At 68.3% G+C, this 12,249-nt stretch carries 13 protein-coding genes and 2 pseudogenes; 8 read left to right on the top strand and 7 right to left on the bottom strand.

Features of this window, described 5'->3' with window-relative positions:
- The 4 genes and pseudogenes from C6N31_RS44790 to C6N31_RS41345 form a co-directional block, all read right to left on the bottom strand.
- Positions 1 to 169, bottom strand: a pseudogene (locus C6N31_RS44790) (Asp23/Gls24 family envelope stress response protein); the annotation flags it as partial.
- A 131-nt stretch (positions 170 to 300) separates the two neighbouring features.
- A complete protein-coding gene (locus C6N31_RS41355) occupies positions 301 to 480 on the bottom strand; it encodes a hypothetical protein (protein WP_138353612.1) in 180 nt (59 codons plus the stop codon).
- A gap of 426 nt (positions 481 to 906) precedes the next feature.
- Positions 907 to 1,275, bottom strand: a complete 369-nt coding sequence (locus C6N31_RS41350; RefSeq protein ID WP_138353613.1) for a hypothetical protein — start codon at positions 1,273 to 1,275, stop codon at positions 907 to 909.
- 1,101 nt (positions 1,276 to 2,376) lie between these two features.
- Positions 2,377 to 3,420, bottom strand: a complete 1,044-nt coding sequence (locus tag C6N31_RS41345; RefSeq protein ID WP_138353614.1) for a DUF6585 family protein — start codon at positions 3,418 to 3,420, stop codon at positions 2,377 to 2,379.
- Between the two features lie 169 nt (positions 3,421 to 3,589).
- Between C6N31_RS41345 and C6N31_RS41340 the strand changes: the two genes are divergently transcribed.
- From C6N31_RS41340 to C6N31_RS41330, 3 genes are read left to right on the top strand one after another with little or no spacing between them, the layout of a single operon-like run.
- Positions 3,590 to 4,561 (top strand): transposase, encoded by a 972-nt coding sequence (locus tag C6N31_RS41340; protein WP_198359544.1) that lies wholly within the window; start codon positions 3,590 to 3,592, stop codon positions 4,559 to 4,561.
- A complete protein-coding gene (locus tag C6N31_RS45405) occupies positions 4,468 to 4,908 on the top strand; it encodes a transposase (RefSeq protein ID WP_269770881.1) in 441 nt (146 codons plus the stop codon). Before C6N31_RS41340 ends, C6N31_RS45405 begins: the two co-directional genes overlap by 94 nt.
- A gap of 54 nt (positions 4,909 to 4,962) precedes the next feature.
- A complete protein-coding gene (locus tag C6N31_RS41330) occupies positions 4,963 to 5,283 on the top strand; it encodes a DUF427 domain-containing protein (RefSeq protein WP_138353615.1) in 321 nt (106 codons plus the stop codon).
- A gap of 76 nt (positions 5,284 to 5,359) precedes the next feature.
- Here the strand turns inward: C6N31_RS41330 and C6N31_RS41325 are convergent, their stop codons facing one another.
- Positions 5,360 to 6,022 carry a CDP-alcohol phosphatidyltransferase family protein gene (locus C6N31_RS41325; RefSeq protein WP_138353616.1) on the bottom strand — a complete coding sequence of 221 codons (663 nt, stop codon included), beginning with the start codon at positions 6,020 to 6,022 and terminating at the stop codon, positions 5,360 to 5,362.
- Positions 6,023 to 6,310: 288 nt separating this feature from the next.
- Here C6N31_RS41325 and C6N31_RS41320 point away from each other — a divergent pair, with 288 nt between their 5' ends.
- Positions 6,311 to 6,745 carry an SRPBCC family protein gene (locus tag C6N31_RS41320; RefSeq protein ID WP_232486295.1) on the top strand — a complete coding sequence of 145 codons (435 nt, stop codon included), beginning with the start codon at positions 6,311 to 6,313 and terminating at the stop codon, positions 6,743 to 6,745.
- A 32-nt stretch (positions 6,746 to 6,777) separates the two neighbouring features.
- On the opposite strand, the gene C6N31_RS41315 is transcribed toward C6N31_RS41320, so the two are convergent.
- Positions 6,778 to 7,074, bottom strand: coding sequence for a hypothetical protein (locus C6N31_RS41315; protein WP_138353618.1), 297 nt, complete (start codon positions 7,072 to 7,074; stop codon positions 6,778 to 6,780).
- A gap of 245 nt (positions 7,075 to 7,319) precedes the next feature.
- Here C6N31_RS41315 and C6N31_RS41310 point away from each other — a divergent pair, with 245 nt between their 5' ends.
- Genes C6N31_RS41310 through C6N31_RS41300 form a run of 3 tightly spaced genes read left to right on the top strand, consistent with a single transcriptional unit; the run spans position 7,320 to position 10,227 of the window.
- Positions 7,320 to 7,790 carry a MauE/DoxX family redox-associated membrane protein gene (locus C6N31_RS41310; RefSeq protein WP_138353619.1) on the top strand — a complete coding sequence of 157 codons (471 nt, stop codon included), beginning with the start codon at positions 7,320 to 7,322 and terminating at the stop codon, positions 7,788 to 7,790.
- Complete coding sequence (locus C6N31_RS41305) at positions 7,787 to 9,406, top strand: radical SAM protein (protein ID WP_198359542.1); 1,620 nt, start codon at positions 7,787 to 7,789, stop codon at positions 9,404 to 9,406. The genes C6N31_RS41310 and C6N31_RS41305 overlap by 4 nt, the downstream gene beginning before the upstream one ends.
- Positions 9,403 to 10,227: a class I SAM-dependent methyltransferase gene (locus C6N31_RS41300; protein ID WP_138353621.1), complete on the top strand. Its 825-nt coding sequence runs from the start codon at positions 9,403 to 9,405 to the stop codon at positions 10,225 to 10,227. The genes C6N31_RS41305 and C6N31_RS41300 overlap by 4 nt, the downstream gene beginning before the upstream one ends.
- A gap of 179 nt (positions 10,228 to 10,406) precedes the next feature.
- Here C6N31_RS41300 and C6N31_RS41295 read toward each other — a convergent pair whose 3' ends face one another.
- The gene (locus tag C6N31_RS41295) at positions 10,407 to 11,138 is read right to left on the bottom strand and encodes a hypothetical protein (RefSeq protein ID WP_198359541.1); all 732 of its coding nucleotides are present in this window, start codon (positions 11,136 to 11,138) and stop codon (positions 10,407 to 10,409) included.
- A gap of 905 nt (positions 11,139 to 12,043) precedes the next feature.
- Between C6N31_RS41295 and C6N31_RS44785 the strand changes: the two are divergent.
- Positions 12,044 to 12,249 (top strand): annotated as a pseudogene (locus C6N31_RS44785) (hypothetical protein); the annotation flags it as partial.

The raw sequence follows: 12,249 nt of genomic DNA, 5'->3' as shown, positions 1-12,249 counted from the left end.
CACCTGGCACCTCCCGCGCCGCCATCCCCGCGATCTTCTCCACCACGCCGTCCGCAATGGTTGTCCTGCCCCGGGTCGCCGCAGCCGCGTCCGCTCCGACCTTTCCCTGCAAGGTCGTCGCGCCAGAGGCTCGGGGATCGCTCTTGGCTGCGCTGGTCGCCTCCGTCACGGGAAGCCACCTCCTCGATCAGGCGGGCCCCCAAGGGCCCGCGAAAGTATCGGCCACACTCCTACTCCTACCCGCCCGGGCCCGGACCCGCTCGTTGGGGGTCCGGTCGCGCCGGGCACTGGGTGTCGCGGTCATCGCAGGTGGCGTCTCCGCGTTCCTCGATGCGACCGGGACCAGCGCACCGCGGTGAAGGCCCAGGTGGCCACGAAGAGCACGATGGCGATGACCAGCAGGTATCCCAGCCCCTCCACCACCGCGCCGATGATTCCCAGCACGACAGCCACAAGGATCAGAAGCAAAAAGAGAGTCATAGCCATCGCCTCCACCGGCCCGAAGTTTGCAGATCGCCGCCGGGATGCCTTTCACCTTCAGCGTGCCTCCCTCTGCCCTCCGATGCCAAGGCCGGGCGCACAACCGGGCGCACATCTCCCGCGATCTCCTCGAAGCATCACACCGGTGCTGCCCTCATCCACCGCGGTGGGTACCGTGACGCATAGAGTGTCCTCTGACCTGCACGAATACCGAAGACAGTTCAGCCAGCACGCCTCATTCCTATTAGTTGCCGACGATAACGACGCCGCGCGCTGCAAAGATCGCAATGTCATGGAGCGGGCAATCAACAAGCTCAAGGTCTTCCGGGCCGTGGCCACGCGTTAGGACAAGCGCCGCTATGTGTTTCTCGGCACCGTCACTGCCGCCAGTGTGGTGATCCGGCTTCGTACCTGACCAGGACGAGCTCAGTCCTCCCAGTCGCGCTGAGGCTCGGGCACACCCACGGAACGGGCGTCTTCCTCGCCGGTGACACGCGCAGCCCCATTGCCGCGGGGGTAGCGAAACGCACGGTCGGCGAAGACGACGAACGCTTCGGCCCCGGTGTGGTAGTTGACGTACCAGCCGCCGGACGGAGCCAGGCAGTCTGCCAGCGCACCGGCCAGCCGCCCGGCGTCGCCCTCCGGGGCCGGGAGATCCAGCAGGGTCCACTGCCGGGGCTGCCTGTCTGTCGCGCTCGCGACCTCGATCCGCCGCACCGACGTGACCTGCAACGGCACGCTGTTCAACTCGCTCCCGACCCGCAGACTCTCCCCGATCAACACACCAATAAGCACACGATCCTCCTCGCCATCGACCCAGTCACGTTAGCGAGGAGAATCGAGCACCGGCACATGATCGGCTGGACAGGCATAAGCGAGGGCGATGAGCTCGCTGATGCCGACGGCGTAGAGGATCAGCACGGCGAGGGAGTCGATGCCCATGCGGGCGATGCGTCGTTGTGGGCGGAAGATCAGTCCGACTGCGTAGACGGCCGTGAGGAGGGCTCCCAGGCCGGTGAGGTAATGTCGGTGTGCTGGGCCTGTGGAAGGACCGCTTTGCCGGACAGCAGGTCGGCGACGACGAACAGGGTGGGCAGTCGCCCAGCGCCGGCGCTGCATCGACTTCTTCGCCGCCTCGGAGGCAGCGGCCCGCTTCGGCGCCGAGCACTACACACTCACCGGGACCGTCCGTAGCAAGGAGCGGGCGATGGCTGCGCCGGTTTCGGCGACATCCTGGGCTGAACGCGGACGTGAATGGAAGCGCGCTCACCGAATCACGCCGCCGACATAGTGGGTCTTCGAACTTGAGCGGTGCGCCCCCTAAGTGTGCCGACCGGCAGTCACTGTCCGTGATGGCCGGGTTGCCGACGGATCCTCCGCGTGCTCAGTCTTAACCTGCTGAAACCCGCTGGGCGGCAGCCCGATGAGCCGCGGCGCGAGCCGTTCTGGCACAACCTCGCGGCCAAACAGCTCTCCGCCCACAGCACCTCCCGCGCCAGGGGTAGGCAGCTGTCGCTGCGTCAACATTCGTTAATGCGAGAGGGGTTGCGATCAGTACATGTTCTCGGATCTCATTCGGGTATCGGGTATCGGGTATCGGAGGTCCGGGTGGCGAGCTGGGCGACGTACAAGTGCGGGTGCGGCCACCCGCGTTACCGTCATGGGGGACGCCGGTTCACAGCCGCCTGCGCGGACGGCTGTCTGTGCGCCGTATTCAAGGCTCCGCCGTTGGAACGAGGCGGGAGCGGTCCCGATCCGTCATGGCTCGGGCCGTCATTGCCCGAGCCGGACCGCAGACCGCATCCGTCCTGTCCAATCCAGGACCCGGACTGCAATGGCATGCATCCAGATGTGATCTGATCCTGCGCTGTGCGTTCTGCGACGCCTCTGTGGGTGTCACGGGCCGGCTTCGGTGTTCCGGCGGCACATGTCGGCCAGTGTCATGAGCAGCGGCACGTTCGGGACCTCGCTCACTGGCTTGCTGAACAGCGACCAGAACGTGCCTGCCCCGTTGATGGTCACATAGCCGTTGTCAGCGGACACGCTGCTGATGTCGGCCCACGGCACCAGGCCCGTCTTGCTCTGGATGCCGTCCGCGCTGATGGCGATCTTCCCGAAGGCGAGGGAATCACCACGCCGCAGCGCCTCTACCGCGCTGGGCAGCAGGAGTTGCGACACCCTCTGGTTGGCCCGTTGGCCGAGCTGGTTGTACCGCCTCGCCCAATGGTTCGGGTCGGCACGTCGGGCGTACGCCGAGTCCTTGTAGCTGCCCAGGAAGTGGATCTGGGCACCGTCGGTGCGGGTCAGTGCGTAGCGGAAGCTGGTCCCTTTGTAGCGGCCGTTGGTAAAGCGGTTGACGACGCTCTGGCTTACCGTCGCGATCTGGTCCCACCGGAACACCTGGGGCTCCGTGTCGGCCTGGTGCCGGACGACACCGCTCTCGAATGCGTAGATCCGGACCTTCGGGCGCGTCGGCCTAAGCGAGATGAACCATTCTACCGTGAACGCATCGTCAAACCGGCCGAGTTGGTGCTGCTCCGCAATCTTCACCACTTCGGAGGGCGCCCCTGCTTCCTCCGGTATGCGGTGACCGTTTGTGCTGCCGGGCGCGGCCGAGGGCGAAGAGGGGGGTCGTGTGGTGACCCAACTGACCACACCTTGGCGGTCAACGGAGAAGATCTTCAGATCGTAGCCGGTGTACGTGATGCGCCAGCTCATCCCCGGGATACCCACGACAATCCCGGCGTAGGGCGGAAGGCTCCGCAGGCGTTCGGCTGCGAGAGCATGGTCGTCATCCCCGCCCGCGCGCGAGTCCAGGTGATCCTGGAGGTGGGCGCGGGCTTCGTCCTTGGTGTCGAAAGTCCGGGCAGAGCACGAAACGGCGATGCCGTTCGATGCGCGTGCGTCGGCGGCGGCTCGAATCCAGCGATAGGCCCCCACGGGACCAGCGTAGCGGGTCTTCACAGCTGAGTGGTGTGCCCTCCGTGTGCGCTCTGACCAATAGTCACTGCGTTTGGTGGATAGGGTTGTTGGTGGCCTTGGCAGCAGGGCGCCCGTGGCCCTGGGCGATCTGTTCTTGAGGCAAAAGGATCACTGGGGAGCCACGGGCTTGGTCAACGATACGACGTTGCTGCTGGACCTCGACGGCGTGTCCGTCATGCGGGTCGAACGGCTTCAGTGCGGTGGGCGCCGGGTCCACCTGGCCACGGCGGAGGAGGCGGCGCGGGCCTGTCCGGCCTGCGGGGTCTTCGCCTCCCGGGTGAAGGGTTCAGCGACCACCCGGCCGCGTGATCTTCCCTCCGGCGAGAGCAGGTTGGAGCTCGTCTGGCACAAGCGCCGCTGGTGGTGCCGTGAGACGGCCTGTCCACGGAGGTCGTTCACCGAGCAGATCGAGCAGATACCGGCCGGGGTCCGGATCACCCGACGGCTGCGGGCTGCGTCCGGGCGGCGGGTGCGCGATTCCGGATCCACGGTTATCCAGGCTGTCCGCGATCTGCGCCTGTCCTGGCCGACCGTGATGAACGCCTTCCGCACCTGTGTCCGCGAAGTCGTCGAAGCTGAGCTCCCCGACGTCGAGGTGCTGGGGATCGATGAGACCAGGCGCGGGCGGACCGGCTGGGAGCAAGAGCCGGACACCGGGAAGGGGAAGATGACCAGGGATCGCTGGCACACCGGGTTCGTCGATGCGCTCGGGACCGGCGGCCTGCTCGGCCAGGTCGAAGGCCGCACCGTCGCCGACGTCCTGGCCTGGCTCTCGACCACGCCATTGACCTGGAGGAAGAACATCCGTCACGTCGCCATCGACATGTCGGCCACCTACCGCGCCGCGATCCGCACCGGCCTGCCCGACGTGATCGTGGTGGTCGACCACTTCCACGTAGTGCAGCTCGCGAACAAGATGCTCTCCCTGGTGCGCAGGCGCACCACCGCCGAGACCGTGGCCGGCGCGGACGCGCCACCGACCCGGAGCGGAAGGCCCGTCGCCGCCTGTTACGCAACCGCGAAGACCTCACCGACGACCAGTTCGCCACCATGTGGAACCCGCTGCTGGGCGACGGGAAGATCGGACAGACACTGCTGACGGCGTGGATCGCCAAGGAGAGCCTGCGCAACCTCCTGGCCCTGGCCCGCACCGGCGCGAGCCGGGAGCAAGTGGGCCACGCCCGCTGGAAGTTCCTCACCTGGTGCGCGGACGCGAACATCCCCGAGGTCCGCACCCTCGCCACCACCATCGACCGTTGGTGGACCGAGATCGCCGCGTTCATCACCACCGGCCACAGCAACGCCAAGAGCGAAGGCATCAACCGCGTGATCAAGCTCGTCGCCCGCAACGCGTTCGGCTTCCGCAACGCCGAAAACCAACGCCTACGCACACGCTGCGTCACCACCCGCCAAGCCCGCGGACACCTCCGCACCGTTCAACTTTGAGGACCCGACATAGTTTCGGTAGGGGACACCCCCCGTTTGGCGAGAGGACGGATCATGTTGCGCGCAGTGTGGAACGGCACGGTGATCGCGGAAGCGGCGCACACCGTGGTCGTCGAGGGTAACCACTACGTCCCACCCGAGTCGCTGCATCGCGAGTACTTCACCAGGAGCCCGGCGATGTCACTGTGCCCGTGGAAGGGCATCGCCAGCTATTACACCGTGCGCGTCGGCGACGAGGTCAACCCGAACGCGGCCTGGTACTACCCGCATCCCAGCCCTTTCGCCCGCAAGATCAGAACCACGTCGCGTTCTGGCACACCGGTGGCCGTCGTGGGCGTAATGGAGAGCGTCGAGGGCTCTGGCGCGGGCGTGTGACTAGCGCAACCGGTCGACGTACCCGTGCGTTTTTGGGCGTCGGCGGCCGGACGGCGGGGTGTTGGCTGCGGTCGGTTCAGGGGCGCAGGAGGTGGCGTACCGCGACGATGGCCTGCATCGCGGCCGCCGGACGCAACAGCGCGGGCCGGGGCCGGTCGGCCATCGCGCCGCGGGCGAGGCTTGCGGCGGTCACGGCGGCAACCGGCACCACCCATGTGGTGACCGCCGCGGCGCGGACGGCGCGGCTGGGTTCGTGTCGCAGTACCAGCCAGGTCCAGAATGCGGCGTCGGCGAAAGAGTCTGCGTAGTCGCCGAAGGGGGAGGCGGTGCCCTGGCGGCGGGCGAGGTGACCGTCGGCCAGATCCGAGGCGATCGCCACCACACCGGCCCAGCGGCCCGACCCCGCAGCCAGCGCGGGGAGGTTACCGCGGATCAGCGTCAGCACATCGGCGGGCGAGAGCCGGACGCGGTCTTCCAGCATCCCCAGGTGCAGGGCGCTCAGCGTCCAGCTGGCCGCCACCCATCCACGCCCGCGCCCGTGGGCCAGCGTGAGGAACCCGAGGTGCAGGGCAGTGATCTCCGTGAGAGCCCGTGGACGCCGGGCCGCCTGGCGCACTGACCGGTCGGCCGCGAGGGTGAGAAAACGTGCGACCGCCTGCGGGCTCCAGCGGCCCTGGGGCAGGATCCGCAAAAGCGCGTCAGTCGCAGTGCGGCTGTCGGTGAGATCGGATACGGACACGTGGGCCGGCCTTTCTTCGGGCGCGGGTCATTGAGCCCACGTTGGAGGGCCGACCCGTGGGCGGACGGCGAGCGTGGTCACCGACGGTCGCGGCGGCAGGGCGTAGCGTCGTGCCCGGACGGCATGTGGAGCGGATGGGAACGGACGTGGGTTATGGGGTGGGGCAGGCGGCTGTCGTTGGTGGCGGTGGCGGGTGGCAGTGTTGCGGCCGGGTATGCGGGGCTGGTGACGGGGGCCTTGCCGCTCGACCTGGGTGTGGGCCGGCGGACCCGTTCTCTGGGACCACAGGTGATCGACATCAGCGCGCCCAGGGACGTGGTCTTCGATGTGATCGCGCAGCCCTATCTCGGGCGAACGACCCGGGCGATGCGGGAGAAGGTGCAGGTGCTGGAGCGGTCCGCCGACATGGTGCTCGCCGCGCACTTCACTCCGGTAGCGGGCGGGCGGCTGACCGCGACGACGGCAGAGACCGTGCGGTTCACCCGCCCCGGCCGGGTCGACTTCCGCCTGGTGCGCGGCCCGGTACCCGCCGTCGTCGAGTCGTTCGTGCTGTCCGAGAACGGCCCGGGCACGCGGCTGGAGTACCGGGGTGAGCTGGGCACCGACGGGTGGGCGCTGGGAGAACGCTGGGGCCGTCTGGTCGCAGCACGGTGGGAGGAGACGGTCGCCGGCTCGCTCCGGGTAGTCAAGGAAGAAGCGGAGCGACGCGCCCGCCCCCGGTGACGCGCCGCGCCCGCACCGGGCACGTCCGGCTGTCACTTCACGCGCTTCCTGCCGGTGACCAGTTCGGTGATGTACTTCTGGCCGTTGGCATACGCCTGGTCGTGTGTGTAGCTTTCGGAGACGTACTGGCGTCGGCCGGTTTCCTTGTCGGTGACGAGTACCCGGAACCCCAGAGCGCTGCACCCGCGCCTGAACGGGACGCCTACGCCCATCAGCCCCTCTGCCACATCAACGGCGAAACGATCGCGGCTCACCGGGCCGGGCACAGTACGCTCCTGGCTGCGGCCGGCCCCGAATCTGAATGGTCCGATGCGGATGGTGCGTCGCATGACGCCTCCCTGCCCGTATGAGCCAATTCTACGTGTGATGAGCGGGTGCGGGGTTCTCCCAGTCGGTGGGGGACCGACCCGCCGGTGCGCACCATAAGCAGACACACGTGCCCCTGGGTTTCCGAGGCATCCCGCCTGCCATCTCGGCGGCGGGATCCCGTGTTGCCCATGGTCGTGTGGATGAGGCGGTTGTTCGGTGAACGGCCTCACAGGTCTCGGCCCCAGCCGGGCGTAGCGTTCAAGCCATGGTGCTGCGTTTGGTGCTGGGCACGGTGTACACAGCGATGGCCCTGGGCCAGCTCGTCTCCTTCGGGCGTATGCCCTCGATTCTGGCCGCGTACGGGCTGGTGGACGGCGTTGCGGCGACCGCGCTCGCGGTGACCCTGATCGCCGGGGAGCTGGTGTGCGGCATCTGGTTCCTGGCCCACCCGCGATCGACGGCGCGCACCCCGGTGTGGATCTACGCGGCCGTCTCGGTGATGTGGGCCGCGCTGGCGGTGCAGGCATACGCCCGCGGTCTTACGGTCGCGAACTGCGGCTGCTTCGGGGTCCGCCTGTCCCAGCCGTTGTCCTGGATCGTGCTGGTCCAAGAGGCGCTGACCCTCCTGTACGCCGCGGTGCTGCTGCGTGCCGCCCGCCGGGCCCGGGCCGACACCCCTCAGGCCCGTACCCGCACGGGTGTGGCCCACGACGATGACCATGTGGAGATGCGATGACAACAGACGAGACGGCACCGGCGACGGATCAAGGAGCGCCGACACCGGCGGCACCGGTCAAGCGGGCCCGGGACGAGGTGTTCATCGAGTTCACCAAGTCGATCTGCCCGATCTGCAAGACCCCGGTCGACGCCCAGGTCAACATCCGCGAGGGCAAGGTGTACCTGCGCAAACGCTGCACCGAGCACGGCCCGTTCGAGGCCCTGGTCTACGGGGACGCTGAGGAGTACCTGTCCTCGGCCCGGTTCAACAAGCCCGGCACCATCCCGCTGGTCTTCCAGACCGAGGTCAAGGACGGTTGCCCGAGCGACTGCGGGCTGTGCCCGGAGCACAAGCAGCACGCGTGTCTGGGAATCATCGAGGTCAATACCGGCTGCAACCTGGACTGCCCGATCTGCTTCGCCGACTCCGGCCACCAGGCTGACGGCTACTCCATCACCCACGCCCAGTGCGCGAGCATGCTCGACGTCTTCGTGGCCTCCGAGGGGGAGCCGGAGGTGGTGATGTTTTCGGGGGGCGAGCCGACCATCCATCAGCACATCCTGGACTTCATCGACCTCGCCCAGGCCCGGCCGATCAAGAACGTCACGCTGAACACCAACGGTATCCGCCTCGCCTCCGACAAACGGTTCGTCGCCGAGCTGGGCGAACGCAATCAGGTGCCGGGCAAGTCGGTGAACATCTATCTGCAGTTCGACGGATTCGACGAGCGCACCCACCGCGAGATCCGGGGCCGCGACCTGCGGAAACTCAAGCAGAAGGCACTCGACAACTGCGCCGAGGCCGGGCTGACCGTCACCCTGGTCGCCGCCGTCGAACGCGGACTGAACGAGCACGAACTGGGCCCCATCATCACCTTCGGCATCGACCACCCCGCCGTGCGCTCCGTCGCGTTCCAGCCCGTCACCCACTCCGGGCGCCATGTCGCCTTCGACCCGCTGAACCGGCTTACCAACCCCGACGTCATCAAGCTGATCACCGAACAGCGGCCCGCCTGGTTTCAGAAGGGCGACTTCTTCCCCGTCCCCTGCTGCTTCCCCACCTGCCGCTCCGTCACCTACCTGATCGTCAACGGCGAGCCGGGCAACCGGACCGTCCTGCCCATCCCGCGCCTGCTGCAGGTCGAGGACTACCTCGACTACGTCACCAACCGTGTCATGCCCGACGCCGGGATCCGCGAGGCCCTGGAGAAGCTGTGGTCGGCCTCCGCGTTCATGGGCACAGAGACGACCCAGGAGAAACTGCGGGCCACCGCGCAGGCCCTGGACTGCGCGGACGCCTGCGGCATCGACCTGCCATCGGCCGTCAAGGACCTGGGCGACAAGGCGTTCATGATCGTCGTCCAGGACTTCCAGGACCCCTACACCCTCAACGTCAAACAGCTGATGAAGTGCTGCGTGGAGGAGATCACCCCCGACGGACGGCTCATCCCGTTCTGCGCCTACAACTCCGTCGGCTACCGCGAACAAATCCGCGCGCAGATGTCCGGCGTCCCCGTCGCCGGTGTCGTACCCAACGCCCTGCCGCTGGCCAACCGGCTCACCGACACCGCCTACGGCTCCAAGACCGTGCGTAGCGCACAAACCGCCGCCGAATACGAACAGGGCCCACGATGACCGCGCCCGACGAGAGCACCCGCCTGCCCGCTGCGGCCGGCGACGAGCTCAAAGCCTGCTGTGCCGCCGCGTACTCATCCGACGTGGTCGCGCTGCTGCTCGGCGACTCCTACCATCCCGGCGGCACCGCCCTGACCCGGCGCCTGACGGGCCATCTCGCACTCACAGACGCCAGCCGCGTTCTCGATGTGGCGTCCGGCCGCGGCACCACCGCCCTCCTGCTCGCCGACGCCTTCGGCGTGTGCGTGGACGGCGTGGACTACTCGCCGGCCAACGCCGCCCTCGCCCAGGGCGCGGCCGCCGCCGTGGGACTCGCGGAGCGGGTCACCTTCACCACCGGTGATGCCGAGCACCTGCCCTTTCCGGACGGCGTGTTCGACGCCGTGGTGTGCGAGTGCGCCCTGTGCACCTTCCCCGACAAGGTCCAAGCCGCAGCGGAGTTCGCCCGTGTCCTTCGGCCCGGTGGACGGGTCGGCATCGCCGATGTCACCGCCGCCTCCGACCGGCTCCCGCCGGAACTGACGGGTCTCGGCGCGCGGATCGCCTGCATCGCCGATGCCCGCTCGCCGGCCGAGTACGCCGAGATTCTGGCCGCCGCCGGGCTCCTTACGATCCACACCGAGCGCCATGACGCGGCCATGACCCGCATGATCGACCAGATCGAGGCGCGGCTGAATCTGCTACGGATGACCGCCGCGGCCAGACTCGACGACGCCGGCGTGGACCTGGCCGCGGCCCCAGCCGTCCTCGCCGCTTCCCGCGCCGCCGTCGCGGACGGCACCCTCGGCTACACCCTGCTGATCGCCGAGAAATCCCCCTGACGGCCCCTCCCTCTACCGGCCGTACGTAAGCGCCCTCACATAGCGGAACAGCCCACCGGTCCTAGCGTCGACACGAAAGCAGGCACCCGCAGAGGCGAGGACCTCTGCCATGGCAACCACCGTGCAGGTATCCCCGAGAGGCTCCGTTATCCCGGTCCACGCAGCGTGGGGCGCCGCATTCAGTGCGGCTGATCGCTCTTGGGCGGCGGCGGGTTTGGGAAGTAGGCCGTTGTCCCGACGCGGGGCGGCGGTGGGATGGTCCCACCCGCCGCGAGCCAGGCCGGCACGAATGCGGCCCGGTCACCGTCCAGCAGGTGACAGGTCCTGGCGACTCCGCTCAGGCGGCGGGCGTGTGCCTCGACTTGCTCCATGGCCATGTTGTACGCGGCCAGCAGTCTGGGAGCCGTCATTTCGTTTCTGCCTGCCACGCTGGAGACCCTCACCTGATAGCCGCCTTGGCCGTCGGGCCGGTAGTCGACCTCCACGTGATCCGGTTCGACGGTGCCTGCGGGGCGGTCACGGGTGCCCTGGTCGCCGACGCAGGCGGCGCACCCGTGCCAGGGCCGGATGCCCGGCGGACGGCCGTCGCACAAATGCACCCCGTGCGGGTCGTGGAAGACCTGCAGACTGCCGGGGCAGCCGCCACCGTGACATTCGAACGCTCCATCAGCCTGATGCAGCAGGAGCGGCCCCGGACACGACGGTGTGAGAGGCAGCGCCCCGTACGTCGCTTCCAACAAGGCCAGCGTCTGTTCAACACCCCAAGGTGCGCCCGCACTGACGCTCCGGCCGTTCTTCCTGTGCTTCCCCTGACGCATCGACCGCCTCCGTTCCGAATCCCAGTACGGCAACGAACGGCAGTACATCAGGTTGCGCACGCCACGAGCCCGCTCCGAGATCTTCACCGGCATGGCGGATCGCCAAGGCAGAGCTCCGCCCAGACGGCGACTCGGCTGGGTCAACGCATCGCAGCGGGCACCATCGACGTGGATACAGCGAGGAAAGCGGGGGTCGGTCTCGGCGAGGGCGGCCGGCTTGCGCGTCCCGTTGGTGTCGGGGGCATCAAGGTGCCCGAAGGGCATTCCGCGCCGAGATGACCAGGAGGCGAGCGCCGCTCAGCACGGTGGCGGTGCAAACACCCGCGAAGGCCCAGATAATGGCCGGTTCCCCGGTACGGACTCCCACGATCAGCAAGCAGATCGAAGCGATCGACGCTGCCGTCATGAAGGCGGCCTGGCAGCGAGGACCGAACGTGGCCTGCCGCCAGGGACGGCGTGAGGGCGATCCGAGGCTCCGCAATCGGCGATCGAGCCGCCGATGATGGCGCAGCCCGGCTTCGATCTCTCCCAGGGCCCGCCGCTCACGTTCGGTAAGACCGACTCCGCCCACTGCGATCGCCTCACCCTCGCCGGGATCTGAGAAGCGCATGCCCGCGTATTCGATTCATTGTCCCACCGCCCCGGTCCACGGGGAAGTGGGGACCGCAAGGATCGATCAGTCGCGTCGTAAGGAGTCACTGGCACGATTTCGCACCAGGTACGGCGTACGGTCGTACCGCCACTGTGTGTAACTGGAAAGGGACCGAGATGGACGCACCTGACAAGGGACCGGGACCACGCCACCCACCCCCCGAGCCGCAATCGCCGGAGGACGGCGCGAGCGCAGCCGGCGCCGAAGCCCCCGAGCCCCGGCAGAGGACCGTGTCTCACAGAAGTCCATGGAAGGGCAGAGCGACTCCGAAGCCGATGCCGTCTCGGAGCCGCAGCCGGAGCCGAAGGCGGAGTCGGTGTCGAGGCCGGGGCGGCTACGTGCCTTGTTGGGTTCCGGTCCGCCACCGGGCCCCGCCCGGCCGGGGTTCTGGCGCAGCCCGTTGCGCGGTCCGTGGCTGACCTCGGTGTTCGGGTTGGTCCTGCTGGTGGGTATCACGGTGCTGTTCGTGACCGGGTTGCTGTCGTACGCGGCCTACAGGCCTGCAGGCTGCACAGGGCCCACCCGAAATCGACCTCGCCGCGGGTCTCCGAC

Origin of the sequence: Streptomyces fildesensis, assembly GCF_016107395.1 — a bacterium.
Taxonomy (GTDB): domain Bacteria; phylum Actinomycetota; class Actinomycetes; order Streptomycetales; family Streptomycetaceae; genus Actinacidiphila; species Actinacidiphila fildesensis.
Note: the sequence above shows the minus strand (reverse complement) of the source record. Positions and strands in the feature narration are given on the sequence as shown.